Origin of the sequence: Geobacillus sp. DSP4a (assembly GCF_013096875.1) — a bacterium.
Lineage (GTDB): Bacteria > Bacillota > Bacilli > Bacillales > Anoxybacillaceae > Geobacillus > Geobacillus thermophilus.
Map to the genome: position 1 here is coordinate 161,475 of NZ_SDLD01000001.1, position 26,595 is coordinate 188,069.

Annotated in this window: 28 protein-coding genes; all 28 read left to right on the forward strand. The window is 55.4% G+C overall.

Features of this window, described 5'->3' with window-relative positions:
* Positions 1-30 precede the first annotated feature (30 nt).
* Positions 31-771 carry a ribonuclease III gene (rnc, locus tag ETC02_RS00835; protein ID WP_033011161.1) on the forward strand — a complete coding sequence of 247 codons (741 nt, stop codon included), beginning with the start codon at positions 31-33 and terminating at the stop codon, positions 769-771.
* A gap of 140 nt (positions 772-911) precedes the next feature.
* On the forward strand, positions 912-4,475 hold the full coding sequence (smc, locus tag ETC02_RS00840) for a chromosome segregation protein SMC (protein ID WP_171697969.1): 3,564 nt from the start codon (positions 912-914) through the stop codon (positions 4,473-4,475).
* Positions 4,476-4,490: 15 nt separating this feature from the next.
* Positions 4,491-5,480, forward strand: a complete 990-nt coding sequence (ftsY, locus tag ETC02_RS00845) for a signal recognition particle-docking protein FtsY (protein ID WP_033011157.1) — start codon at positions 4,491-4,493, stop codon at positions 5,478-5,480.
* A gap of 207 nt (positions 5,481-5,687) precedes the next feature.
* On the forward strand, positions 5,688-6,020 hold the full coding sequence (locus tag ETC02_RS00850; protein ID WP_033011156.1) for a putative DNA-binding protein: 333 nt from the start codon (positions 5,688-5,690) through the stop codon (positions 6,018-6,020).
* Between the two features lie 18 nt (positions 6,021-6,038).
* Positions 6,039-7,379 (forward strand): signal recognition particle protein, encoded by a 1,341-nt coding sequence (gene ffh / locus ETC02_RS00855; RefSeq protein ID WP_033011155.1) that lies wholly within the window; start codon positions 6,039-6,041, stop codon positions 7,377-7,379.
* 94 nt (positions 7,380-7,473) lie between these two features.
* Positions 7,474-7,746, forward strand: a complete 273-nt coding sequence (rpsP, locus tag ETC02_RS00860) for a 30S ribosomal protein S16 (protein WP_033011154.1) — start codon at positions 7,474-7,476, stop codon at positions 7,744-7,746.
* Positions 7,747-7,757: 11 nt separating this feature from the next.
* Positions 7,758-7,994, forward strand: coding sequence for a KH domain-containing protein (locus tag ETC02_RS00865; RefSeq protein WP_063211191.1), 237 nt, complete (start codon positions 7,758-7,760; stop codon positions 7,992-7,994).
* 46 nt (positions 7,995-8,040) lie between these two features.
* Positions 8,041-8,427 carry a YlqD family protein gene (locus tag ETC02_RS00870; RefSeq protein ID WP_033011152.1) on the forward strand — a complete coding sequence of 129 codons (387 nt, stop codon included), beginning with the start codon at positions 8,041-8,043 and terminating at the stop codon, positions 8,425-8,427.
* Between the two features lie 14 nt (positions 8,428-8,441).
* A complete protein-coding gene (gene rimM, locus ETC02_RS00875; RefSeq protein ID WP_033011151.1) occupies positions 8,442-8,960 on the forward strand; it encodes a ribosome maturation factor RimM in 519 nt (172 codons plus the stop codon).
* Complete coding sequence (gene trmD, locus ETC02_RS00880; protein ID WP_162839645.1) at positions 8,960-9,721, forward strand: tRNA (guanosine(37)-N1)-methyltransferase TrmD; 762 nt, start codon at positions 8,960-8,962, stop codon at positions 9,719-9,721. The genes rimM and trmD overlap by 1 nt, the downstream gene beginning before the upstream one ends.
* A 135-nt stretch (positions 9,722-9,856) precedes the next feature.
* Positions 9,857-10,207 carry a 50S ribosomal protein L19 gene (gene rplS, locus ETC02_RS00885; protein ID WP_014195437.1) on the forward strand — a complete coding sequence of 117 codons (351 nt, stop codon included), beginning with the start codon at positions 9,857-9,859 and terminating at the stop codon, positions 10,205-10,207.
* 101 nt (positions 10,208-10,308) lie between these two features.
* Positions 10,309-10,860, forward strand: coding sequence for a signal peptidase I (gene lepB / locus ETC02_RS00890; protein ID WP_033011149.1), 552 nt, complete (start codon positions 10,309-10,311; stop codon positions 10,858-10,860).
* 12 nt (positions 10,861-10,872) lie between these two features.
* Complete coding sequence (gene ylqF, locus ETC02_RS00895) at positions 10,873-11,739, forward strand: ribosome biogenesis GTPase YlqF (RefSeq protein ID WP_033011146.1); 867 nt, start codon at positions 10,873-10,875, stop codon at positions 11,737-11,739.
* Positions 11,740-11,815: 76 nt separating this feature from the next.
* Positions 11,816-12,595, forward strand: a complete 780-nt coding sequence (locus ETC02_RS00900) for a ribonuclease HII (RefSeq protein WP_063211193.1) — start codon at positions 11,816-11,818, stop codon at positions 12,593-12,595.
* 48 nt (positions 12,596-12,643) lie between these two features.
* Positions 12,644-14,197 carry a hypothetical protein gene (locus tag ETC02_RS00905; protein WP_063211195.1) on the forward strand — a complete coding sequence of 518 codons (1,554 nt, stop codon included), beginning with the start codon at positions 12,644-12,646 and terminating at the stop codon, positions 14,195-14,197.
* Positions 14,194-14,499: an EscU/YscU/HrcU family type III secretion system export apparatus switch protein gene (locus ETC02_RS00910; protein ID WP_033008167.1), complete on the forward strand. Its 306-nt coding sequence runs from the start codon at positions 14,194-14,196 to the stop codon at positions 14,497-14,499. Before ETC02_RS00905 ends, ETC02_RS00910 begins: the two co-directional genes overlap by 4 nt.
* A 99-nt stretch (positions 14,500-14,598) precedes the next feature.
* Positions 14,599-15,759 (forward strand): ADP-forming succinate--CoA ligase subunit beta, encoded by a 1,161-nt coding sequence (gene sucC, locus ETC02_RS00915; RefSeq protein WP_020278184.1) that lies wholly within the window; start codon positions 14,599-14,601, stop codon positions 15,757-15,759.
* 17 nt (positions 15,760-15,776) lie between these two features.
* Positions 15,777-16,679, forward strand: a complete 903-nt coding sequence (sucD, locus tag ETC02_RS00920; RefSeq protein ID WP_063211197.1) for a succinate--CoA ligase subunit alpha — start codon at positions 15,777-15,779, stop codon at positions 16,677-16,679.
* Between the two features lie 63 nt (positions 16,680-16,742).
* Complete coding sequence (dprA, locus tag ETC02_RS00925; protein ID WP_044741309.1) at positions 16,743-17,624, forward strand: DNA-processing protein DprA; 882 nt, start codon at positions 16,743-16,745, stop codon at positions 17,622-17,624.
* A gap of 78 nt (positions 17,625-17,702) precedes the next feature.
* Entirely contained in the window at positions 17,703-19,778 is a 2,076-nt protein-coding gene (topA, locus tag ETC02_RS00930; protein WP_033008161.1) for a type I DNA topoisomerase, read from the forward strand.
* A gap of 92 nt (positions 19,779-19,870) precedes the next feature.
* Positions 19,871-20,773, forward strand: coding sequence for a tyrosine recombinase XerC (gene xerC, locus ETC02_RS00935; protein WP_044741308.1), 903 nt, complete (start codon positions 19,871-19,873; stop codon positions 20,771-20,773).
* A gap of 24 nt (positions 20,774-20,797) precedes the next feature.
* Complete coding sequence (gene hslV, locus ETC02_RS00940; RefSeq protein ID WP_063211199.1) at positions 20,798-21,340, forward strand: ATP-dependent protease subunit HslV; 543 nt, start codon at positions 20,798-20,800, stop codon at positions 21,338-21,340.
* Between the two features lie 17 nt (positions 21,341-21,357).
* A complete protein-coding gene (gene hslU / locus ETC02_RS00945; RefSeq protein WP_063211246.1) occupies positions 21,358-22,752 on the forward strand; it encodes an ATP-dependent protease ATPase subunit HslU in 1,395 nt (464 codons plus the stop codon).
* A gap of 16 nt (positions 22,753-22,768) precedes the next feature.
* The gene (codY, locus tag ETC02_RS00950) at positions 22,769-23,548 is read left to right on the forward strand and encodes a GTP-sensing pleiotropic transcriptional regulator CodY (protein ID WP_033016011.1); all 780 of its coding nucleotides are present in this window, start codon (positions 22,769-22,771) and stop codon (positions 23,546-23,548) included.
* Positions 23,549-23,745: 197 nt separating this feature from the next.
* Positions 23,746-24,135, forward strand: coding sequence for a flagellar basal body rod protein FlgB (gene flgB, locus ETC02_RS00955; RefSeq protein ID WP_063211201.1), 390 nt, complete (start codon positions 23,746-23,748; stop codon positions 24,133-24,135).
* Between the two features lie 3 nt (positions 24,136-24,138).
* Positions 24,139-24,591: a flagellar basal body rod protein FlgC gene (gene flgC, locus ETC02_RS00960; RefSeq protein WP_033008152.1), complete on the forward strand. Its 453-nt coding sequence runs from the start codon at positions 24,139-24,141 to the stop codon at positions 24,589-24,591.
* Positions 24,592-24,612: 21 nt separating this feature from the next.
* The gene (gene fliE / locus ETC02_RS00965) at positions 24,613-24,909 is read left to right on the forward strand and encodes a flagellar hook-basal body complex protein FliE (protein WP_033008148.1); all 297 of its coding nucleotides are present in this window, start codon (positions 24,613-24,615) and stop codon (positions 24,907-24,909) included.
* 84 nt (positions 24,910-24,993) lie between these two features.
* A complete protein-coding gene (fliF, locus tag ETC02_RS00970; protein ID WP_033008182.1) occupies positions 24,994-26,583 on the forward strand; it encodes a flagellar basal-body MS-ring/collar protein FliF in 1,590 nt (529 codons plus the stop codon).
* Positions 26,584-26,595: the final 12 nt, after the last annotated feature.

A 26,595-nucleotide genomic window follows, 5' to 3' on the forward strand; every position in this document is an offset into this window, starting at 1 on the left:
TTGTCTGGAACGAAGTCGGAGGGCATTTTTATGTCAAAACAAAAAGACAAAGAACGCATCCACGAAAAAAGGCGGGCGAAGTTTCAAGAACTGCAAAGGAAAATCGGGATCACCTTCCAAAATGAAAAGCTGTTGATGCAAGCGTTCACCCATTCATCGTATGTGAATGAGCATCGGCGGCGGCTTCACGAGGATAATGAACGGCTCGAGTTTTTGGGCGACGCTGTGCTGGAGCTGACCGTTTCCCAATATTTGTTTCAAAAATTCCCACATATGAGCGAAGGGCAGTTGACAAAGCTGCGGGCGGCCATTGTCTGCGAGCCGTCACTTGTGAAATTTGCCAACGCCCTGTCGTTTGGCGAACTCGTTTTGCTTGGCAAAGGCGAGGAGCTGACCGGCGGACGGACGCGCCCGGCGCTTTTGGCTGACGTGTTTGAAGCGTTTATCGGCGCCCTTTATTTGGATCAAGGAATGGAGGCGGTCCTCCATTTTTTAGGGCAAACGATCTTTCCCAAAATAGATGAAGGTGCTTTTTCTCATGTGATGGATTTTAAAAGCCAGCTGCAGGAACTCGTGCAGCGCGACGGCAGCGGGACGCTTGAATACACCATTTTGGAAGAAAAAGGACCGGCCCACAACAAAGAGTTCGTCGCCCGCGTGGCGTTAAACGGCCAAGAGCTCGGCATCGGTGTCGGCCGCTCCAAAAAGGAAGCCGAGCAGCATGCGGCACAAATGGCGCTTGAGACGCTGCGGGCTGCCGAGCGGCCATAGAAGGCTGGCGCTTTTACGTCAGTCTTTTTGTATGAACATTTTTTCTCGACGCACTGTGGTGGTATATTGAAAACAGCAGCCTGTCCCGGTCCGCTCCGGCGGGCCGAGATCAAAGCGGAAAGATGGTGAAGCATCGTATCATGTTCCTGAAACGGTTAGATGTGATCGGCTTCAAATCATTCGCCGACCGCGTATCGATTGATTTTGTCCCCGGTGTCACGGCGGTTGTCGGCCCGAACGGAAGCGGCAAAAGCAACATTACCGACGCGATCCGCTGGGTGCTCGGCGAGCAGTCGGCGAAATCGCTGCGCGGGGCGAAAATGGAAGACGTCATTTTCGCCGGCAGCGACTCGCGCAAGCCGCTGAATGTCGCCGAAGTGACGATCACGCTCGACAACGAAGATGGCTTTTTGCCGCTTGAGTATCAAGAGGTGAGCATCACCCGGCGCGTTTACCGCTCCGGGGAAAGCGAGTTTTTCATCAACCGCCAGCCGTGCCGCTTAAAAGATATTGTCGATTTGTTTCTGGACTCCGGGCTTGGCAAGGAGGCGTTTTCGATCATCGGCCAAGGCCGGGTCGAAGAAATTTTAAGCAGCAAGCCGGAAGAGCGGCGTACGATTTTTGAAGAAGCGGCCGGTGTCTTGAAATACAAGCTGCGCAAAAAAAAGGCGGAAACAAAACTTGCGGAAACACAAGACAACTTGCATCGCGTCAACGACATTTTGCATGAGCTCGAACAGCAGCTTGAACCGCTTCGGATGCAGGCGTCAATCGCCAAAGAGTATTTGGAAAAACGCGAGGAGCTCGAGCGGTTTGAAGTGGCGCTTATGGTGCACGACATCGAGGAGCTGCACCGGCAATGGAGCGGACTGAAGGAAGCGCTTGATCGGCACCAGCAAGAGGAAGGAGCGCTGGCGGCGGCGTTGCACAAAATGGAAGCCCATATCGAACAGCTGCGCGACCAAATGGCGGCCATTGACGAGTCGATCGACGGCCTGCAGCAAGTGCTGCTGTTGGCGAGCGAGGAGCTTGAAAAACTCGAAGGCCGGAAGGAAGTGTTAAAAGAGAGGAAAAAAAATGCAGAAAAGCGGAAAGAGCAGCTTGAGGAGACTGTCGCCGCTTTAACGGCGAAACAGCGCCGCCTGGCCGAACGGCTCCGTGCAGAGCGGGCTGAGCTCGCCCGGCTTGAGGGCGCTGCCGCGGCGCTGGAGAAAGAGCTGAAAGAGAAACAAATGTCGCTTTCCGAGTATGAGGTTGATCTTGAGGAGGAGATCGAGCGGCGAAAGGGCGATTATATCGACCTTGTCCACGAACAAGCGGCGTTGAAAAACGAGCGCACGCATGTGGAGCAGGCGATCGGCAAGCTGCAGGCCAAGCGGGCGGCGCTCGACGAAGCGAACCGCCACCATCTTGCTGAACGCGAGCAGATAGAACGAAAACTGGCGGCTTCGCGTGCTGAGCAGTCCCGCCTTGAACAAGCCATCGCTGAGACGAGCGGGAAGCTGGCTCATATGACGGCCGCACTTGCGGCACAAAAGGCGGAGCTCGAACGGAATGAGTCGCTTTTGCAGCAGGCGCGTCAATACCGGCAGCAAACAAAAGCGCGCAAGCAATGGCTGGAAGAGATGCAACACGATTATGCCGGCTTTTTCCAAGGGGTGAAGGAAGTATTAAAAGCGCGCGACCGGCTTCCCGGCATTCATGGCGCAATCGTCGAGCTGATCCGCGTGCCGGACCGCTACGAAACGGCGCTCGAAACGGCGCTCGGCGGCGCGATGCAGCACATCGTCGTCGACAGCGAAGCGGCGGCGCGGCAAGCCATCCACTATTTGAAAGCGAACGGCCATGGGCGGGCGACGTTTTTGCCGCTTGACGTCATTCAAGCGCGCGCCCTGTCGGAGCGGGAGCGGGCGATGATCAGCGGCCATCCGGCGTTTGTCGGCATCGCAAGCGAGCTGGTCGAGTACGATCGCGCCCACCAGGCGGCGATCGCCCATTTGCTTGGCCACGTCATCGTCACGGCGGACTTAAAAGGAGCCAATGAACTCGCCAAACTCCTTCAGTACCGCTATCGGCTCGTCACCCTTGACGGCGATGTCGTCAGTCCGGGCGGCGCGATGACCGGCGGCGGGGCGGCGAAAAAGACGGCTTCGCTGTTGGGCCGAGCCCGCGAGCTCGAGGCGATGGCTGCCAAATTGCGTGAAATGGATGAAACGATCGCCCGGCTCGAGCGCGATATCGCAGGGAAAGAGCGAGAGCGGGCGGAGCGGGAACGGGAGGCGGCTGCGCTGCAAGAGAAGATGGCGGCGCTGCAGCAGTCGTTGCAGGCGCAAAAAGACGAACAACGCGAACTCGACTGGCAAAAAAAGCGGATCGACGAGCGGCTCGCGCTGTACGATGAAGAAAAAGCGAACGATGAGCGTGAAGCGGCGGAACTCAACCGCCGTCTCGTCGCCGTTGACAGACAGCTTGAGCAGCTTGCCGGAAAGCTGCAAGCGATTGACGACGACATCAGCCGGCTGCAGGCGCAAAAACAGACGGAGCAAACGACAAAAGAAGCGCTGCAAGCCGCGATCACAGAACAAAAAGTCGCTTTGGCCGAGACGAAAGAACGGGTGAAACACGCGCGGCGGACAGTGGAGGAGCTTGAAACGGAATTGGCTGAAACGGCCCGCGAGTTCGAAGCAGCCGAACGGGAGCGCGCCGCCCTTGCCGCCGAAATGAACGCGCCGTCCTGGAACGAGGACGAACTGGAGCAACAGCGGCAGCAAAAGCTAGAAGACAAGCAAAAAACGATTGAACTCATCGCCAGCCGCCGCGAACAGCGGCTTGACTGCCAAGGGCGGCTTGAGCATTTGGAGCGGGAATGGAAAGAAGCGAAGCGCCAGCATAAACAGCTTGTCGATGTGGTCAAAGACGAAGAAGTGAAGTTGAACCGGCTGGACGTTGAGCTTGATAACTTGCTCACCCGGCTTGGCGAAGAGTATGGAATGTCGTTTGAGGCGGCCCGTTTGGCCTATCCGCTTGAAATCGGGGCCGAAGAGGCGCGCAAGCGAGTGAAGCTGATCAAGCGCGCCATCGATGAGCTCGGCACCGTCAATTTAGGAGCGATCGATGAATATGAGCGCGTTTCCGAACGGCACCGTTTTTTGAGCGAGCAAAAAGCCGATTTGGAAGAGGCGAAAGCGACGCTCCATCAAGTGATCGACGAAATGGACGAGGAAATGAAAAAACGGTTTTTTTCAACGTTCGAACAAATCCGCGCTCATTTCGGCGAGGTGTTCCGCGAGCTGTTCGGCGGCGGGCGCGCCGATTTGCGCCTGACTGACCCGAACGACTTGCTTGAAACCGGGGTGGAGATCGTCGCCCAGCCGCCGGGGAAAAAGCTGCAGCACTTAAGCCTGCTTTCAGGCGGTGAGCGGGCGTTGACGGCGATCGCCCTTTTGTTCTCGATTTTAAAAGTGCGCCCAGTGCCGTTTTGCGTCCTCGATGAAGTCGAGGCGGCGCTTGATGAAGCGAACGTGCAGCGCTACGCCCAATATTTGAAGCGGTTCAGCCGCGATACGCAATTTATCGTCATCACCCACCGGAAAGGGACGATGGAAGAGGCGGACGTGCTGTATGGCGTCACGATGCAAGAATCGGGCGTCTCGAAGCTCGTTTCCGTCCGTTTGGAAGACTCCAAGCAACTCGTGTCGTCATAGAAAGGAGGAGCCTCGATGGGCTTTTTTCAAAAGTTGAAAGAAAAGTGGACAAAACAGGCGGATGCCGTCACGGAAAAGTTTAAGGAAGGGCTGTCGAAAACGCGCGATTCACTCGCCGGGAAAGTGAACGACTTGATCGCCCGCTACCGGAAAGTCGATGAGGAATTTTTCGAAGAGCTGGAGGAAATTTTAATCGCCGCTGACGTCGGCGTGGCGACCGTCATGGAACTGGTCGATGAGCTGAAAATGGAAGTGAAGCGCCGCAACATTCAAGATTCGGCGCAAATGCGCGACGTGATCGCGGAAAAACTGATTGACATTTACCGCGCCGGCGCCGATGACAACGAGCTTTCCGCCTTGAATATGCAAGAAGGAGGGCTGACGGTCATATTGTTCGTCGGCGTCAACGGCGTTGGCAAGACGACGACGATCGGAAAACTGGCGCATAAGCTGAAATCGGAAGGGAAATCGGTGCTCTTGGCCGCAGGCGACACGTTCCGCGCCGGAGCGATCGAGCAGTTGGAAGTATGGGGCGAACGCGTTGGGGTTGATGTCATTAAGCAGGCGGCCGGCTCCGACCCGGCGGCCGTTATGTACGACGCCATTCAGGCGGCAAAAGCACGCAGCGTTGACGTGTTGTTGTGCGACACAGCCGGGCGGCTGCAAAACAAAGTGAACTTAATGAAAGAGCTTGAAAAAGTGAAGCGCGTCATCAGCCGCGAAATCCCGGGCGCTCCGCATGAAGTGCTGCTTGTGCTTGATGCGACGACCGGGCAAAATGCGATGAGTCAGGCGAAGCTGTTTAAAGAAGCGACCGATGTGACCGGCATCGTGTTGACAAAGCTCGACGGAACGGCAAAAGGCGGCATCGTGCTCGCCATTCGCAACGAGCTGGCCATCCCGGTGAAATTCGTCGGCCTCGGCGAAAAGATGGACGATTTGCAGCCGTTTGATGCAGAAAAATATGTATACGGACTGTTTGCCGGTTTGTTCGATGAACAATAACGGCTAGTTGGCCAGTTGCATGCCGTTTAGCGGCTCGTACGGCATCGGCGCGGCCTGCATCCGTGTTTTCCCGCCGGGCTGGCGGCCAACCGCACCTCAGCCTTGCTTTTATGGGGGAAAAATCGTCCTCATCTTGACAAGAGCCGGAAAACAAAGTACACTCACTTGTAAAGGGAATTTACTTAACAACGGGGGAGGGAGCGTTCGGTGCTCGAAAAAACGATGCGCATGAACTATTTGTATGATTTTTATCACGCGCTGCTGACGCCGAAACAGCGCAATTACATGGCGCTGTACTACTTGGACGACTACTCCCTCGGGGAAATTGCTGAACAATATGAGGTGAGCCGCCAGGCGGTGTACGATAACATCCGGCGCACAGAAGCGATGCTTGAGCAGTATGAAGAGAAGCTCGGGCTGCTGCAAAAATATGAACAGCGGCGGCAGGCCATCGAGCGGCTGAAAGACTACATCAGCCGGCATTACGGCGCTGACGCCGAATTGGCGGCGCTTGTCCGCGAGCTGGATGAACTTGATTAAAAAAAGGGGGTGGCCGCCATGGCGTTTGAAGGATTGTCCGAACGTTTGCAGCAGGTGATGAACCGCATCCGCGGCAAAGGGAAAGTCACCGAAGCGGATGTCAAAGAGATGATGCGCGAAGTGCGCCTCGCTTTGCTCGAGGCTGACGTCAACTTTAAAGTCGTCAAAGATTTCATCAAACGGGTGAGCGAACGGGCCGTCGGGCAGGAAGTGATGAAAAGCTTGACGCCGGGCCAGCAGGTGATTAAAGTGGTCAAAGAGGAGCTGACGGCGTTAATGGGCGGCGAACAGAGCAAAATCGCGGTCGCCAAAAAGCCGCCGACGGTCGTCATGATGGTTGGCCTGCAAGGGGCTGGGAAGACGACAACGACCGGGAAGCTCGCCAACTTGCTGCGCAAGCGCCATAACCGGAAGCCGCTGCTGGTCGCTGCTGACGTCTACCGCCCGGCGGCGATCAAGCAGCTGGAGACGCTCGGCAAACAGCTGAACGTTCCTGTCTTTTCGCTCGGCGAGGACGCCAATCCAGTCGAGATCGCGAAACAGGCGCTCGAGCGGGCGAAAGAAGAGCATTACGACTATGTGCTGATCGACACGGCCGGCCGCCTTCACATTGATGAGGCGCTCATGGATGAACTGAAGCAAATGAAAGAGGCGGTCAAGCCGGACGAAATTTTCCTCGTTGTCGACGCCATGACCGGTCAAGACGCCGTCAATGTCGCGCAAAGCTTCCATGAACAGCTCGGCATCACCGGCGTTATTTTGACGAAGCTCGATGGCGACACGCGCGGCGGGGCGGCGCTGTCGATTCGCGCCGTGACGGGAGCGCCGATCAAGTTCGCCGGGATGGGCGAAAAACTGGATGCGCTCGAGCCGTTTCATCCGGAGCGGATGGCGTCCCGCATTTTAGGGATGGGCGATGTCTTGACGCTCATTGAAAAAGCGCAGGCCGCCGTTGATGAGGAGAAGGCGAAAGAGCTCGAACAAAAAATGCGCACGGCCACCTTCACGCTTGACGACTTTTTGGAGCAGCTCGGTCAAGTGCGCAAGCTCGGACCGCTTGACGAACTGATTAAAATGCTGCCGGGAGCCAATAAAATCAAAGGGCTTTCCAACATTCAAGTCGATGAAAAGCAAATCGCCCGCGTCGAAGCGATCATCCGTTCGATGACGAAAGAGGAGAAAATGCATCCGGAAATCATCAACGCTAGCCGCAAAAGGCGGATCGCCAAAGGGAGCGGCACGACCGTGCAAGACGTCAACCGGCTGCTCAAGCAATTTGATGACATGAAAAAAATGATGAAAATGATGACGAATATGCCGAAAGGAAAGAAAAAAGGATTTCGCTTCCCATTTATGTAAATGATGTTCTGTTAAGCGAAAAACCTTTACAAACGGAAAAAGAATTGTTAATATACTATCTTGTGTGAACACTATACGGAGGTGCGTACAAACTATGGCAGTAAAAATTCGTTTAAAACGCATGGGCGCAAAGAAAAAACCGTTTTACCGCATTGTTGTGGCGGATTCCCGCTCGCCGCGCGACGGCCGCTTCATTGAAACGATCGGCACATACAATCCGGTTGCGGAGCCAGCCGAAATCAAAATCGATGAAGAGCTGGCGCTCAAATGGCTGCAAAACGGTGCCAAACCGTCCGACACGGTGCGCAGCTTGCTGTCGAAACAAGGCATTTTAGAGAAGTTCCATAACTTGAAATACGGCAAATAAGCGGGATGCACATGAAACCGCTCCTTGAAACGATCGTCAAGGCGCTTGTCGATCATCCGGAGGCGGTGGCGGTCGAAACCCGTGAGGAAGAGACGGCCGTCATCTATGAACTGTCGGTGCACGATGACGATATCGGCAAAGTGATCGGCAAACAAGGACGGACGATCCATGCGATCCGCACGGTCGTCTATGCCGCCGCCGCTGGATCGCCCAAGCGGGTGATTGTGCACGTGAAAGAAAAAGGGTGAGGATGTTCCTCTCCCTTTTTTGATATCGCCGTAAAGGGGGATGGGGATGAAGCTCATTCAAACGGTCGAAGTGCGGCAAGTTGTCACCGAGCGGAGTAAACAAGAGCTTGCGGCGGCATTTGCGGCGCGCAAGCAGCAGTTGGAGCGCGAGTGCGGCCAGCTTCGCTTCGAGCAAAAGCGGATGGAAAAAAGCGGGAAATACCCGGCTAGTCTTGTAAAGCAATATTTTGCCAAAGAAATCGACGACCGGATGGAGAAAATCAAGCTGCTTGAGTTTCAGCTTGAACAGTTACATATGCTACCGTTAGGAAGTGAATTGAAAGAGCGGGAAGTCGAGGCGCTCATTGAGGTGAACGTCGGCGACCGCTGGGAAGAGGTGACGAAAACGCGCGCCATTATCGTTGAAGACGGCGTCGTGAAAGAGATTCGCTAAGGAGGGAGCAAAGAATGGAACGATGGTTTAACGTCGGCAAAATCGTCAATACGCACGGCATTCGCGGCGAAGTGCGCGTCATTTCCCGCACCGATTTTCCGGAAGAGCGATACAAAAAAGGAAACAAGCTGTACATTTTCCGCGAACGCGACAGCGAGCCGATCGAAGTGACGGTGAAAAGCCATCGCGTCCATAAATCGTTCGACTTGCTGTCGTTTGAAGGCTATGACAGCATCAACGATGTCGAACCGTTTAAAGGAGCGATGCTGAAAGTGCCGGAAAGCCAGCTCGGTGAACTCGCGGAAGGCGAGTATTATTTCCATGAAATCATCGGCTGTACCGTCGTAACGGAAGAAGGAGAAACGATCGGCACGGTCAGGGAAATTTTAACGCCGGGGGCGAACGACGTCTGGGTCGTCCGGCGCGGCGACGGCACCGATGCGCTCATTCCGTACATCGACGAAGTCGTTCTTCGCGTCGATCCGGCGCAAAAAACGATCATCATCCGACCGATGGAAGGGCTGCTTGAATGATGCGGATCGATATTTTGACGCTGTTTCCCGACATGTTTTCCGGCGTATTGAATGAGTCGATTTTAAAGAAGGCGCAAGAAAAAGGGGCGGTGGACATCCGGCTTGTTGACTTCCGCGAATTTGCCGACAACAAGCATAAGACGGTTGATGATTACCCGTACGGTGGCGGCGCCGGCATGGTGCTGAAGCCGCAGCCGATTTTCGACGCGGTGGAACATGTGACAGCCGGCTCGCCTGGCGCGCGCATTATTTTGCTTTGCCCGCAAGGCGAGCGCTACACGCAAAAAAAGGCAGAAGAGCTCGCCCAAGAAGAGCATTTGGTGCTTATTTGCGGCCATTACGAAGGATATGATGAGCGCATCCGCCAATATTTGGCGACCGATGAAATTTCGATCGGCGATTACATTTTAACAGGCGGGGAGCTCGGCGCCATGGTCATCGTCGACAGCGTCGTCCGCCTGCTGCCCGGCGTGCTCGGCAACGAAGCGTCGCCGGTTGACGACTCGTTCAGTTCCGGCCTGCTGGAGTATCCGCAATACACAAGGCCAGCCGACTTTCGCGGCATGAAAGTGCCGGACATTTTGCTTTCCGGGAACCACCAGCTCATTGCCGAATGGCGCGAGAAGGAGTCGCTCCGGCGCACGTTTTTGCGCCGCCCGGATTTGCTCGCCGGCTATCCGCTCACCGAGAAACAAAAGCAATGGCTGAAAGAGTGGGAACATGAACGCGAAACGGAAAACAGCGGCTCTCAATGCGAATAACTATTGCTTGCGCCCGGCGTTTATGCTATCATATCTTTTGTGTGACTGAAGCAGTCCGCTTAAGGACGGAAAACGATGTTCCGCTGCAATGATCAAACGCATTGGCATGAACATCTGTGGAAGGAGTGGAAAATGATGCATCATTTAATCCAAGAGATCACGAAAGAACAATTGCGGACCGACTTGCCGGATTTCCGCCCGGGCGACACGGTGCGCGTCCACGTGAAAGTTGTGGAAGGCAACCGCGAACGCATCCAAGTGTTTGAAGGTGTCGTCATCAAACGGCGCGGAGCGGGCATCAGCGAAACGTTCACCGTCCGCAAAGTGTCCTATGGCGTCGGCGTTGAGCGCACATTCCCGGTGCATACGCCGAAAATCGCAAAATTGGAAGTCATCCGCCGCGGGAAAGTTCGCCGTGCGAAATTGTACTACTTGCGTGAACTTCGCGGCAAAGCGGCGCGCATTAAAGAAAAAACGGCCCAATAACGGGCAACGGTGGATCACAGCGGAAAAGGAGCTTGCTTTCAAGCTCCTTTTTTCACTATCGATCAGCCGAATGGACAAATGATTATGTAGGTGGGAGAACGATGGAAGAGAAAAAAAGCGAATGGCGCGAATGGCTGAAAGCCATTGTTGTTGCGGTGCTGTTGGCCGGGGGCATCCGCTACTTTATTTTTGCCCCGATTATCGTCGACGGCATTTCGATGATGCCGACGTTACATAATCACGAGCGGATGATTGTCAATAAGTTGGCCTACAAAATCGGCATGCCGCATCGTTTCGATATTATTGTGTTTCATGCCGAGGAAGGGAGAGACTATATTAAACGGGTGATCGGCTTGCCGGGCGACCGGATCGAGTACAAAAATGATACCTTGTACGTAAACGGCAAACCGTATAAAGAGCCGTATTTGGACGAACGTAAAAAGCAGGTTGCCGACGGGCCGCTGACCGAGCCGTTTACACTTGAGGAATTGACCGGGCGGAGCACGGTGCCGGAAGGGCATTTGTTCGTCATGGGCGACAATCGCCGCTTCAGCAAAGACAGCCGCCATATCGGCTTCATTCCGATGTCAAAAGTCGTTGGCAAGGCGAATCTTGTGTATTGGCCGCTTTCTGACGCCCGGATTGTGAAATAAACGAGGCAGGTGATGCCAATGACAGTGATTCAATGGTTTCCCGGCCATATGGCAAAAGCGAAGCGGGAAGTGCAAGAAAAATTAAAGTTGATCGACGTAGCGTTTGAGCTGCTTGACGCCCGTTTGCCGATGTCATCGCGCAACCCGATGATCGATGACATTCTCGGACAAAAGCCGCGCCTCATTTTGCTCAATAAGGCGGATATGGCCGATGAGGCCGTGACTGAGCAATGGATCCGCTATTTCCGCGGCCAAGGCCGAACAGCCATCGCCATCGATGCGCAAAGCGGGACGGGGGTCAGGCAAATCGCTTTCATTGCCAAAGAAATGGTAAAAGAGAAATTTGAGAAAATGCGGGCGAAGGGCATTAAAAATCCACGCCCCGTGCGGGCGCTCATTGTCGGCATCCCGAATGTCGGCAAATCGACGCTCATCAACCGGCTCGCCGGCCGCCATATCGCCAAAACCGGCGATAAGCCGGGGGTGACGAAAGCCCAGCAATGGATCAAAGTCGGCAAAGAAATGGAGCTGCTTGATACGCCAGGGATTTTATGGCCAAAGTTCGAGGATGAAGACGTCGGCTTCAAGCTCGCGGTCACCGGAGCGATCAAAGATGAAATTTTGAACTTGCAAGACGTCGCCGCCTATGCGCTCCGCTTTTTGTCAGTCCATTATCCGGAACGGCTGTCGGAGCGCTACCGCCTTGACAGCATCCCCGATGACATCGTCGCCTTATTTGACGCCATCGGCCGGCGGCGCGGCTGCCTGACAGCGGGCGGCGGCATTGACTATGACAAGGTCGCTGACATTGTCTTATACGACATTCGCACCGAAAAATTAGGACGGTTGAGTTTTGAAACGCCCGCTTCCTGGACGTAATGGCGTCCGGCGGGCGTTTTTTGCTTCACAGCCGGCTGAACATGGCCGATAGTATAAGTAGAAAAGGGAGAGAAACATGAAGGAGTACACGGTAAAAGAAATCGAAGCGCTGCTTCCGGAGCTTGGCGGCGAGGATGACCCGCGCTGGGAGATGTTGCGGCGCGATGAACGGAAAAGCGTGCAGGCGCTGCTTGCCCGTTTTGTGAAACAAAAAGAGCGGGAAAAAGCGATGCGGCGGCGTTGGGAGGAGTTGATGCGCTATGAGCGTGAACTGTACGCCGCCGGCATCGAACGAATCGCCGGCATTGACGAGGCCGGGCGCGGGCCGCTTGCTGGCCCGGTCGTCGCGGCGGCGGTCATTTTGCCGCCTGACGCCTACTTGCCAGGGCTTGACGATTCGAAACGGCTGACAGCAGCCAAGCGCGAGGCGTTGTTTGCGCAAATTGAGGCGTGTGCGGTTGCGGTCGGCATCGGCATTGTCAGTGCGGCGGAAATTGATGAGCGGAATATTTACGAGGCGACGAAACAGGCGATGGCAAAGGCGGTCAGCGCGCTGTCGCCGCCGCCTGACTACTTGCTTGTTGATGCGATGGCGGTGCCGTGCGCGCTGCCGCAGCGGCGCCTGGTGAAAGGCGATGCCAACAGCGCTTCGATCGCCGCGGCTTCCATTATGGCCAAAGTGACGCGCGACCGGCTGATGAAAGAGCTCGACCGCCGCTATCCGCAGTACGGGTTTGCCCGCCATATGGGCTACGGGACGCCGGAGCATCTCGAGGCGCTCCGCCGTTATGGCATAACGCCGGAGCACCGCCGCTCGTTCGCGCCGGTAAAGGAAGCGGCGGGCGTTGAAAATTAGCCGGTCCCACGGCTGGGATGCGGGATGGGACGAAAGGGGGGAAGCAAAATGGTGGAGCGGATGGAACGAACCGTTCCTGTGGCCGCCGTCCGTGATGCGGCGTCAAGCGGACAGTTTCGGCCGGGGCAGGCGGTTGTCGGCCGAATCGAGCGGGTGGAAGAGGCGGAGACGGGGGAGCGGACAGCGCTTGTCCGCACCGGCGGCCGCCTCGTGCGCGCCCGCCTCGAGGCGCCGCTTGCCGCCGGGCGCACGTACTTGTTTGAAATCAAGGAAAGCGGCAGCAACGTTTACTGGAAAGCGGTCGCGCTTTCCGAACCGGAGCAGGCGGTTCCCCGTGAAGATGTCGTCCGCCGATGGCAGCAGGCGTGGAAGCTGCCCGAGGCCGCGCTCCCGGTGCTTCGCCAAGCGCTGAAGGCAGGCGCGGCCGTAACGAAAGAAGAAGCGGCGGAACTGGCCGCAGCGGTGCAGAAAACCGGCCGGCCGGCCGACGCAGAGGAGGTGCTAGCTTATTTGTTCCACCGCCGCCTCCCGCCGTCTCCCGCCGTATTTCGCGCACTGTGGGCGGCGCGGACCGGAGAGCCGCTCGCAGTGCAGCTTGAAAGGCTAAAAGCGGTGTTCACTGAACGTTCTTCAGGCCCGATGGCGCCGGTGTTCAAGCAGGCGGCCGACCGTCTTCTTTCGCCGCCGCTGTTCGCCTATGAGGCAGCGGTGCGCCTGTTGTTGACAGCGGAAGAAGGAGCGGAGGGGCCGGCTCATGCGCTTCTTTTCCGCCTCGGGCTTGTTCCGCTGCCGGCAGGGCGGATGGCCGCCATTCAGAACGCCATGCAGCAGCGGCAGTTTGCTGAAGTCGGGAAGCTGCTCGGCCTGACGGACGAGGAAGCGTTTTTCGCGCGCTTTGCCGCTGTCGATGCCGCCTGCAAAAGCGGTGCGCTGTCAGAGGCGGAAGCGAAGCTGTGGACGTCTGTCCGCACGGCCGGCGACCCGGCGCTGTCGCTGTTTCATTGGTTGAGGCGGATCGCTGGCCGCCTCGGGCTTGAGGATGAGGCGATGCTCGCCGAAGCGTTGAAAACAAGAGGCGCGCCGCCGATGGCTCCTTCGTTGAGACGGCTGCTTCTTCATCTGCTCGGCGGAGCGGGAAGCAAAGAGGCAGAAGCCGCGGCGGAAGCGTTTCTTGACCGCCTTGACGGAATGGCCGTCATCGCCGGAAGCGATGGGCCTGTCGGGCACATTTGGATTTCTTTTCCTTTGCCGCTGGGCGGGCGCAACCACGATTTTTCGGTTTATTGGCAAGGGCGGCGGAAGGATGGAGGGGCGCTTGATCCCGATTATAGCCGCATCGTTTGCAGCGTCACGCTCGAACAACTGGGCGGGATTTTGATCGATATGCGTGTGCAGCGGCGGATCGTCCACATTTCCCTTTTTCACGATGATCCGAGGCTGCCGGAGCTCGCTCATCGCTTTGCCCCGCTGGTGAAAGAGCGTCTTCAGGCGCACGGTTATCTGCTGTCGGGCATTGATGTGAAAGCGGCCGAAGCCAGTCCCCCGGCCCCTTCCGTGCTGCCGTTTGCCGGCTGCAGCAGCGAGGTGGATTGGCGCGTATGAGCGAGGAGCGGAAAAAAGCGGTCGCCCTGTCCTATGACGCGGCGGTTCACGAAGCGCCTGTCGTGAAAGCGAAGGGAGCGGGAACGGCGGCGGAAGCGATCATCGCTGCCGCCCGACAGCATGGCGTGCCGATTCGAAAGGACCCGTCGCTCGTTGAACTTCTCAGCAAAGTGGAAATCGATAACACGATTCCGGAAGCGCTGTATGCGGTTGTGGCGGAGTTGTTTGCGTTCCTTTATCAGCTGGATCAGGCGGCGAAACAGGAAACGGAGGGGAAAAGGGATGATTTTCCAATCTCCTAATTTCTCAATTTTGCGGCGAAACGGTGGACAAGCGGGAAATGTTAGGTATAAAATGAAAGCGCTAAGACTTTTTCAGTTTCATACATAGGAGGTTGGCGCATGAACATTCATGAATACCAAGCAAAAGAAATTTTGCGAAGCTATGGCGTAAGCGTGCCGAACGGCCGCGTCGCGTTCACGGTTGATGAAGCAGTGGAAGCCGCCAAAGCGCTCGGCACGCCGGTATGCGTTGTCAAGGCGCAAATTCATGCCGGCGGGCGCGGCAAAGCGGGCGGGGTGAAAGTGGCGAAAAGCTTAGAGGAAGTCCGTACATACGCCAGCGAACTGCTCGGCAAAGTGCTCGTCACCCACCAAACCGGCCCGGAAGGAAAAGAAGTGAAACGGCTGTTGATTGAAGAAGGGTGCGACATCCAAAAAGAATACTATATCGGCCTTGTCGTCGACCGCGCCACCTCGCGCGTCGTGTTGATGGGCTCGGAAGAAGGCGGCACGGAAATCGAAGAAGTCGCGGCGAAAACGCCGGAGAAAATTTTCAAAGAGTACATTGACCCGGCCGTCGGGCTGCAGGCGTTCCAAGCGCGCCGCTTGGCGTTCAACATCAACATTCCGAAGCATCTCGTCAACCAAGCGGTCAAATTTATGATGGGCTTGTACCAAGTGTTTGTCGACAAAGACTGCTCGATCGCCGAAATCAACCCGCTTGTCGTCACCGGCGACGGCAAGGTGATGGCGCTTGACGCGAAGCTGAACTTTGATTCGAACGCGTTGTACCGCCACCCGGACGTGCTCGAATACCGCGATTTGGACGAAGAAGATCCGAAAGAGGTTGAAGCATCGAAATACGACTTGAACTACATCGCCCTTGACGGCAACATCGGCTGCATGGTCAACGGCGCCGGCTTGGCGATGGCGACGATGGACATCATCAAATATTACGGCGGCGAGCCGGCCAACTTCCTCGATGTCGGCGGCGGCGCCAGCGAGGAAAAAGTGACGGAAGCGTTCAAAATCATTTTGTCGGACCCGAACGTGAAAGGCATTTTCGTCAACATTTTCGGCGGCATTATGAAATGCGATGTCATCGCGAGCGGCATCGTCGCAGCGACGAAGCAAGTCGGCCTCACGCTTCCGCTTGTCGTCCGTCTTGAGGGCACGAACGTCGAGCTCGGGAAAAAGATTTTAGAAGAATCGGGCTTGAACATTACGGCGGCGGAATCGATGGCGGACGGCGCGCAAAAAATCGTCGAGCTAGTACGTTAAGAAAGCGAGGGAGACACGTGAGCGTTTTTGTCAATAAAGATACGAAAGTGATCGTACAAGGGATTACCGGTTCGCAAGGGCTGTTTCATACAAAACAGATGATTGAATACGGCACGAACATTGTCGGCGGCGTTACGCCGGGCAAAGGCGGCACGGAAGTCGAAGGCGTGCCGGTGTTTAACACCGTTTCCGAAGCGGTCGAAAAAACAGGCGCGAACGCCTCGGTCATTTACGTTCCGCCGGCGTTTGCTGCAGACGCCATTATGGAAGCGGTCGACGCCGGGCTTGATCTTGTCGTCTGCATCACCGAAGGCATTCCGGTGCTCGATATGGTGAAAGTGAAGCGGTACATGGAAGGGAAAAAGACTCGCCTCATCGGCCCGAACTGCCCGGGCGTCATTACGCCGGAAGAGTGCAAAATCGGCATTATGCCGGGCTATATCCATAAAAAAGGGCACGTCGGCATCGTCTCGCGCTCCGGCACGCTGACGTATGAAGCGGTTCACCAATTGACGCAAGCCGGCATCGGCCAATCGACGGCGGTCGGCATTGGCGGCGACCCGGTCAACGGCACGAACTTCATCGATGTGCTGAAGGCGTTTAACGAAGACGAGGAGACGTACGCGGTCATTATGATCGGCGAAATCGGCGGCACGGCGGAAGAAGAAGCGGCCGAATGGGTGAAAGCGAACATGACGAAGCCGGTCGTCGGCTTTATCGGCGGGCAAACGGCGCCTCCGGGCAAACGGATGGGCCATGCCGGCGCCATCATTTCCGGCGGCAAAGGCACGGCGGCGGAAAAAATCAAGAAAATGACCGAATGCGGCATCAAAGTAGCGGAAACGCCGGCCGTCATCGGCGAAACGCTCATTTCGGTCTTGAAAGAGCGCGGTTTATACGAAAAATGCAAAACGCATTAACATGGGGCCCCGCACGTTGCCGTGCGGGGCGCTGTTTGCCATTGACGCAGAAAGGAGAATGGTATGTACGATACAGTTCGCGACCGGCTCATTCATCTTCACCATTGCCGCGGAGCCGGCTGGAAGACGATCCGCTCTCTGCTTGACGCGGACCCGACGCTTGCCGCTCCATTTTCCATGCCCCCTCAATCCCTTCGCCCGCTCGTTCCGCTTACTTCTCAACAATTCGCCGCTTTTTTCCGCGACCTGCATTCCATTGATCTTCACCGGCTCATCAAAACGTATCAAGCTCGCCGCATTCACGTCATAACCGTGTTCGATGATCACTATCCGCCGCTGTTAAAGCATATTTACGCGCCGCCATGGGTGCTGTATGCAAAAGGGAACGCCGGCTTGCTTCAACAAACAAAGTTGATCAGCATCGTCGGCACGCGGCGCCCGACCAAAGACGGGCTCGAAGCGCTTGACAAGCTTGTTCCGCCCCTTTCGGCCGCCGGATGGACGATCGTCAGCGGGCTGGCTGCCGGCATCGACATTCATGCCCATCGGCTTGCCGTCAAGTACGGCGGAACGACGATCGCCGTCATCGCCGGCGGGCTGGATCATGTTTACCCGAAAGCGCACTGGCCCTTCGCCCGCTATTTGATGAATGAACAGCTTGTCATCGCCGAACATCCGCCGGCAACGAAGCCGCAGGCATGGCACTTTCCGGCGCGCAACCGCATCATCAGCGGACTGTCGCTCGGCACGCTCGTCGTGCAAGCGAAACGGAAAAGCGGTTCGCTCATCACCGCCGCGTATGCGCTCGAGCAAGGGCGGGAAGTGTTTGCCGTCCCCGGTCCGATCGGGGCGGCCGAGGCAGCCGGGCCGAATACGCTCATTCAGCACGGGGCAAAACTAGTGCAGGAAGCGGAAGACATCATCGTCGAATTCCCGTACGTATAATGATCATGTTTGACAAATGCGGCAATAATCATTAATAATAATGAAGATTTCAATTTACTTCCTAGGGGTGGAAGATGGATGTCAGACTACTTGGTTATCGTCGAATCGCCAACGAAAGCGAAGACGATCGAGCGGTACTTAGGAAAAAAATATACGGTCAAAGCTTCGATGGGACACGTTCGCGATTTGCCAAAAAGCCAGATGGGCGTTGATATAGACCGCGGCTACGCATTGAAATATATTACGATTCGCGGCAAAGGCCAGGTGATTAAGGAGCTGAAAACGGCGGCCAAAAAGGCGAAAAAAGTGTTTCTTGCCGCCGACCCGGATCGGGAAGGGGAAGCGATCGCCTGGCATTTGGCCCACATGCTCGATTTAGACATTCACTCAGACTGCCGCGTCGTTTTTCATGAAATTACAAAGGATGCCATTCAACAGTCGTTCCAGCAGCCGCGCTCCATCAACATGAATCTTGTCGACGCCCAACAGGCGCGGCGCGTGCTCGACCGCCTCGTCGGCTACAACATCAGCCCGCTCTTATGGAAAAAAGTCAAAAAAGGGTTGAGCGCCGGCCGCGTCCAATCGGTTGCGCTCCGTCTGATCATCGACCGGGAAAAAGAAATTCGCCAGTTTCAGCCGGAAGAATATTGGACGATTCAAGCGACGTTTCAAAAAGGGGATGAGGCGTTTGCGGCTTCGTTTTACGGGATGGACGGCGAAAAGCGGGAATTAAAAACGGAAGCGGACGTCAAAGCGGTGCTCGCCCGCTTGAGCGGGCCCGCGTTTACGGTGAAAACGGTGACAAAGCGGGAGCGAAAACGCAGCCCGGTGCCCCCATTTACCACATCGTCACTGCAGCAGGAGGCGGCGCGCAAGCTGAATTTCCGCACGAAAAAGACGATGATGATCGCCCAGCAGCTGTACGAAGGGATCGACCTCGGCAGCGAAGGAACGGTCGGGCTCATTACGTACATGCGCACCGATTCGACGCGCATCGCCGAAACGGCGCAGCAAGAGGCGGCAGCGTACATTGAGGCCAAATTCGGCGCGGCGTACGTCAGTCAGGAGAAGCGGAAAGAAAAGAACAGCGCGAACGCCCAAGACGCCCACGAAGCGATTCGCCCGACCTCGGCGTTTCGCGATCCGGAGAACGTGAAGCCATATTTGACGCGCGACCAGTTTCGGTTGTATAAACTCATTTGGGAACGGTTTATCGCCAGCCAGATGGCGGCGGCGGTGCTCGACACCATGAGCGTCGAGCTGGAAAACAACGGCGTCGTGTTCCGCGCGAGCGGCTCGACGGTGAAGTTTCCGGGGTTTATGAAAGTGTATATTGAAGGGACGGACGATCAAGCGGAAGAGCAAGACCGGCTTCTTCCGGACTTGACGGAAGGGGAGACGGTCAAGAGCGAGGCGGTCGACCCGAAGCAGCACTTTACCCAGCCGCCGCCGCGCTATACGGAAGCGCGCCTTGTCAAAACGTTGGAGGAGCTCGGCATCGGCCGCCCATCGACCTACGCCCCGACGCTCGATACGATCCAAAAACGCAACTACGTCGTGTTGGAAAACAAACGGTTCGTCCCGACGGAGCTCGGGGAAATCGTTGTCGAGCTGATGCTAGAGTTTTTCCCGGAAATCATTGATGTCGAGTTTACGGCGAAAATGGAAAAAGAGCTGGATGGAATTGAAGAGGGAAAAGTGGAATGGATCAAAGTCGTCGATGAGTTTTACCGCGAGTTCGAGAAAAGGTTGAAAGTGGCGGAAAAAGAAATGCGCGAAGTGGAGATTAAAGACGAGCCGGCCGGGATCGACTGCGACATATGCGGCAGCCCGATGGTGTACAAAATGGGCCGCTTCGGCAAGTTTATCGCCTGCTCCAATTTTCCCGAATGCCGCCATACGAAGCCGATCGTCAAACAAATCGGCGTCAAATGCCCGAAGTGCCATGAAGGAGAGATTGTCGAGCGCAACACGAAGAAAAAGCGGATCTTTTACGGTTGCAGCCGCTTTCCGGAGTGCGATTTTGTCTCCTGGGATAAGCCGCTTGCCCGCCCATGCCCGAAATGCGGCGGCCTGCTTGTCGAGAAAAAGTTAAAAAAAGGCGTGCAAGTGCAATGCACGGCCTGCGATTATGAAGAACAGCCGGAAACATAACGGAGTGTTGAACACAATTCAGAATTTTAGAAAAAATAGTTGCGCTGCAACCAATCATATGGTACGATGTAGAGGCATTGCGGGGTGAGGCGATGAAAAATGCGACATTTGCGTTACAATTGTTCATGGAATATTTACAAATCGAGAAAAATTATTCACAATATACTATTGCGTGCTACCGGCGCGATATTGAGCAGTTTTTCCAGTTCATGAACGAAGAAGGGATCAATGAGCTTGACCAAGTCGCCTACAGCGACGTCCGCTTATATTTGACGAAACTGTATGGCCAGCATTTGGCCAGCCGTTCGGTCGCCCGTAAAATTTCCAGTTTGCGCAGCTTTTACAAATTTTTGATGCGCGAAGGGCGGGCGGCCGAAAATCCGTTTGCGCTTGCGACACTGCCGAAGAAAGAGCAAAAAATTCCTAATTTTTTATACCCGAAAGAATTAGAAGCGTTGTTTCTTGTCAATGATGAAAATACGGCCCTCGGCCAGCGCAATGCGGCGCTGCTTGAGTTGTTGTACGCGACTGGTGCTCGGGTTAGTGAATGTTGTCACATACAGCTGTCTGATGTCGATTTTGTGGCGGAAACTGTGCTCATTCACGGCAAAGGAAACAAGCAGCGCTACGTTCCGTTTGGCCGTCCGGCCCGCGAAGCGCTTGAACGGTATATTCATGGGGGCCGACGCGAGCTGACCAGAAAGCTGCGGGCGGACCACCGCTATTTATTTGTCAACGCCCGAGGCAATCCGCTCACGCCTCGGGGAGTGCGCCATATTTTGGATCGGATTGTCGAAGCTGCTGCGCTGACGCAAAACATCAGCCCGCATGTGCTTCGGCATACGTTTGCGACTCATTTGCTCAACGAAGGGGCCGATCTCCGTTCGGTGCAGGAACTGCTCGGCCATGCGCATTTGTCATCGACGCAAGTGTATACACATGTAACGAAAGACCGGTTGCGGCGTATTTATTTGCAGGCGCATCCGCGGGCATAGCCCGCATGTAAGGAGGGGAAAGCGATGGAACGCTTTCATGCAACGACGATTTTTGCCATCCGCCATAACGGCGCAGCGGCGATGGCTGGCGACGGCCAAGTGACGTTCGGCAACGCCGTCGTGATGAAGCATACGGCGAAAAAAGTGCGGCGCCTGTTTCAAGGCAAAGTGCTAGCCGGCTTTGCCGGCTCAGTGGCGGACGCGTTTACGCTGTTTGAAATGTTTGAAGGCAAGCTGGAACAGGTCAACGGCAACTTGCCGCGCGCGGCCGTCGAGCTGGCGAAAGAGTGGCGGAGCGATAAAGTGCTGCGCCGCCTTGAGGCGATGTTGATTGTCATGGATAAGGAACATTTGCTGCTGATTTCCGGCACAGGGGAAGTGATTGAACCGGATGACGGCATGCTCGCCATCGGCTCGGGCGGTCAGTATGCGTTGGCTGCTGGGCGTGCGTTGAAGAAGTACGCCGGCGGCTCGATGACCGCCGAGGAGATTGCGAAGGCGGCGCTGGAGATCGCCGCTGACATTTGCGTTTATACGAACAGCCATATTATTGTCGAAGAGCTGTAAAAAGGAGGAGGCCGATGATGGCGGAATCGTTGACTCCACGGCAAATTGTTGAGAAGCTCGACCAGTTTATCGTCGGACAAAAAGAGGCGAAAAAGGCGGTGGCGATCGCGCTTCGCAACCGGTACCGCCGCAGTTTGCTCGATGAAAAACTGCGCGATGAAGTAATGCCGAAAAACATTTTAATGATCGGCCCGACCGGGGTCGGGAAGACGGAGATCGCCCGCCGTCTCGCGAAGCTCGTCGGCGCGCCGTTTATCAAGGTTGAGGCGACGAAATTTACGGAAGTCGGTTATGTCGGGCGCGATGTTGAATCGATGGTGCGCGATTTGGTCGAAACATCCGTCAGGCTTGTGAAAGAGCGGAAAATGAATGATGTGAAAGACCGGGCCGAGCAGCAGGCGAACAAGCGGCTCGTTGAACTGCTCGTTCCGGGCAAACAAAAGCAAACGATCAAAAACCCGCTCGAGCTGTTGTTTGGCGGCCAAGGGAATCCGTCGGACAACAGCTACGGCCATGAGGACGAACAAATCGAGCAAAAACGGCGTCAAGTCGCCTGGCAGCTGGCAAACGGCCAGCTCGAAAACGAGATGGTCACGATTGAAATTGAGGAGCAGACGCCAATGCTCTTTGACTTTTTGCAAGGGACGGGCATTGAGCAGATGGGCGTGAATATGCAAGACGCGCTCAGCAGCCTGATGCCGCGGCGACGCAAAAAGCGGCGCCTGAAAGTGAGTGAAGCGCGCAAGGTGCTCATCAATGAAGAAGCGCAAAAACTGATCGACATGGATGAAGTGACGCAAGAGGCGGTCCGCCTCGCCGAACAGTCGGGCATCATCTTTATCGATGAAATTGATAAAATTGCCCGCAGCGGGGCGGTGTCCGGCTCGGCCGACGTCTCGCGCGAAGGGGTGCAGCGCGACATCTTGCCGATCGTCGAAGGATCGACGGTCATGACGAAATACGGACCGGTCAAAACGGACCATATTTTGTTCATCGCCGCCGGCGCATTTCATATGGCGAAGCCGTCCGACTTGATCCCTGAGCTGCAAGGCCGGTTTCCGATCCGCGTCGAGTTGGCGAAACTTTCGGTTGACGATTTCGTAAGTATATTGGTCGAGCCGAATAATGCGCTCATTAAACAATATCAGGCACTTTTGGCAACAGAAGGTATAAGTCTTGAATTTTCTGACGATGCTATTCGTAAGATTGCCGAAGTGGCCTTCGAAGTCAACCAGACGACCGACAACATCGGCGCGCGCCGGCTGCATACGATTTTGGAAAAACTGCTTGAGGATTTGCTGTTTGAAGCGCCCGATATCGGGCTCGACAAAGTCGTCATCACGCCGCAATACGTTGAGCAAAAACTCGGCAGCATCGTCAAAAACAAAGATTTGAGCGAATTTATTTTATGAGGAGGAGATGGACTCGATGAACTTGCTAGAGAAAACACGAAAAATCAACGCCATGCTGCAGAAGGCAGCCGGGCGGCCGGTCAATTTCAAAGAGATGGCGGAAACGCTTTGCGATGTCATTGAAGCGAACGTGTTCGTCGTCAGCCGCCGCGGCAAACTGCTTGGCTTCGCCATTAAACAGTCGATTGAAAACGAACGGATGAAACGGATGCTTGAGGAGCGCCAGTTTCCGGAAGAATACACGAAAAAATTGTTCAACATTACGGAAACGTCCCCTAATATCGATATTAATAGCGAATATACGGCGTTTCCAGTGGAAAATCGTGACTTGTTCAAAACCGGTTTGACGACGATCGTTCCGATCAACGGCGGAGGCGAACGGCTCGGCACGCTTATTTTGTCGCGCCTTGATCGCGAGTTTGATAACGATGACCTGATTTTGGCCGAGTATGGCGCAACGGTCGTCGGCATGGAAATTTTGCGTGAAAAAGCGGAAGAAATCGAAGAGGAAGCGCGCAGCAAGGCGGTCGTGCAAATGGCGATCAGCTCGCTTTCTTACAGCGAACTTGAGGCGATTGAACATATTTTTGAAGAGCTTGACGGAACGGAAGGGCTGCTTGTCGCCAGCAAAATCGCCGACCGCGTCGGCATCACCCGTTCGGTGATCGTCAACGCCCTGCGCAAGCTTGAAAGCGCCGGCGTCATCGAATCGCGCTCGCTCGGCATGAAAGGAACGTACATTAAAGTATTGAATGACAAGTTTTTAAGCGAACTGGAAAAATTGAAATCAAGCTGAACGGCATAGCTGCCTAAGCCCGCTGGGTATTTTGTCCCGGCGGGTTTTTTGTTGTTGACAAACATCTTTGGCATCGTTTTTCTGTCATGGCATCTTCGAAAAATAGTACCAAGTTCCGTCTATACATTAGGTTTTCTTTCCCGTAAAATGAAAATTAGCAGAAATTGTCGAAAAATAGGAGAAAAGAGGGGATTCCATTGGCGCTCTTTTCAGCGACGATCGGTTGGCTTGAACAAGGGCTTCGCTACGCTGCGCTTCGCCAACAGGCGATCGCCGACAACATCGCCAACGCCGATACGCCGGGCTATAAGGCGAAAGATGTGCGCTTTCAGGCGGAGCTTGACCGGGCGCTTGCCCTTGAGACCAAACGGACGGATCCGCGCCATTTTCCGTTTCGAAACGAACAGAATGGAAAAATTGTCGTGACGACCAATGCCAGCATCAGTTACAATCATAATGGAAACAGTGTCGATATCGACCAAGAAATGTCGAAATTGGCGGAAAACCAAATTTATTATAACGCTCTGATTGAGCGGTTAAACGGCAAATTCAATACGCTAAAGACGGTGATCAAAGGAGGAAAATAGGCTGTGTCCGTGTTTCAAAGTTTAAACATTTCGGCGTCGGCGCTCACCGCTCAGCGGCTGCGCATGGACGTGATTTCTTCCAACATCGCCAACGCGGATACGACGCGGGCCCGCTTCGTCAATGGCGAATGGGAGCCGTACCGACGCAAAATGGTCATCATCGAACCGCAGAGCGGGGCGTTTTCGGGCTATTTGCAGGCCGCCCTCGGACGTGCTGAAGCTGTCGGCAACGGCGTTCGGGTGCGCGAAATTGCTGACGATCCGGCTCCGTTTAAACTCGTCTACGACCCGGACCATCCGGATGCGGGCGCAGATGGCTACGTTCGCCTGCCAAACGTCGAACCGCTCAAAGAAATGGTCGATTTGATCGGTGCGACGCGCTCGTATGAGGCGAATGTCACCGCGCTGAACGCTTCAAAAGGGATGCTCATGAAGGCGCTTGAAATCGGGAAATAAGCCGAAGAGGAGGAATGACAAATGGTTGATGGAGTGAGCCGCATCGGGCTGGCGCCGGCGGCCGCCGCTTCAAGCCCGGTGAAGCCGGCAGCGGTGCAAAAGCAGTTCGCCGCCTTTTTCAAAGAAGCGCTCAACAATGTCAATAACGCACAAATCGAGGCGGATGCGCTGACAGAAAAGCTTGTCCGTGGGGAAAACGTCCAATTGCATGATGTGATGATCGCGGCGCAAAAGGCAAGCATCGCGCTGCAACTGACGATCGAAATCCGCAACAAAGCGGTTGAGGCGTACCAGGAAATGATGCGCATGCCGTTGTAGACGGCAAGGGACGATACATACAGAGCCCGCCATGGCCGAACGGTGGCCGCGGCGGCTGTATGGCTGGATGATCGGGGGAATCGTATGAGCAACAAGTGGAAAGAGTGGTGGGGCCGGGCCCGTTTGTTTTGGCAAGAGCGGACGAAAAAACAGAAATGGCTTGCCGCCGGAGGCGCGGCTGCGGTCCTTTTGATCCTTGGCCTTGGCATTTTTTTCGCCTTCAGGACGGAAATGGTGCCGCTATACAGCGATTTGACGCCGCAAGAAGCCGGACAAATCAAGGCGACGCTGGATCAGCGCGGTGTTCCCGCCGAAGTGACGGATGGCGGCACGACAATTAAAGTGCCGAAAGAGCAAGTGGATGCGCTGAAAGTCGAGCTGGCCGCCGAGGGCATTCCGAACAGCGGGGTCATCGATTATTCGTTTTTCGGCCAAAACGCGAGCTTCGGCATGACCGACAACGAGTTTAATATGGTGAAACTGAAGGCGATGCAAACGGAGCTCGCCAACTTAATCAAAACGATCGACGGCGTCGAGGACGCGAAAGTGATGATTAATCTTCCGCAGCCGAGCGTATTCGTTTCCGATGAAAAAGGGGAAGCCTCGGCTTCGATCGTGCTGAAGACGAAGCCGGGCTATGAATTCAGCGACGAGCAAATTCGGGCTTTGTATCATCTCGTCGCCAAAAGTGTTCCCCACCTCTCTACAGATAATATCGTCATTATGAACCAGTTTTTTGAGTATTTCGATTTGAAAAATGAAAACAAAAATTCGACAGCGGCGGCATTCACTGAGCAGCAACAGATCAAACGACAAATCGAACGCGACATTCAACGGCAAGTCCAGCGAATGCTCGGCACGATGATGGGGCAGGACAAAGTCGTTGTCTCGGTGACGGCCGACATCGACTTTACACAGGAAAAGCGGGAGGAGCAGTTGGTCGCTCCGGTGGACGAAAAGAACAACGAAGGCATTGCCGTCAGCGTCCAGCGCATTAAAGAGACGTACTCGGGAAGCGGTGCGCCGCCGGGCGGCACGGCCGGAACGGGGACGAATGAAGTGCCGGGCTACCAAGGAGCAAACGGCGGAACGAACGGAAACTATGAGCGGACCGAAGAAACGATCAACAATGAGGTCAACAAAATTAAAAAACAAATCGTGGAAAGCCCGTATAAAATTCGCGATCTAGGCATTCAAGTGATGGTCGAGCCGCCAAATCCGGATGATCCGAATTCATTGCCGCCGGAAACGGTCAATGACATTCAAAAACTATTAGGGACGATTGTCCGGACGTCGATTGACAAAGAAGAAGCGCAGGCGCTGACCGACCAGGATGTCAATAGCCGCGTCGTCGTCTCGGTGCAAAAGTTCAACGGCAAACCGGCATTCACCGAACCGGCGCCGGTTCAGCCGGCGTGGTGGTGGTACGCGGCCGGCGGAGGCGCGCTATTGCTCATTGCCCTACTGCTCTTCTTCTGGCTGCGACGCCGCCGTGAAGATGAAGAAGAAGAAGAGGAGGAGCTCGCATTCGCCCCGCCGCTTCCGGTCGAGCCGGATTTGCCGGAGCCGCCGGAGACGGAGGCGGCCCTGCGCCGTCGGCAGCTGGAGCGGTTGGCGAAAGAAAAACCGGATGAGTTTGCCAAACTATTGAAAACATGGCTATCGGAAGAGTAGGAGGAGCGGCGT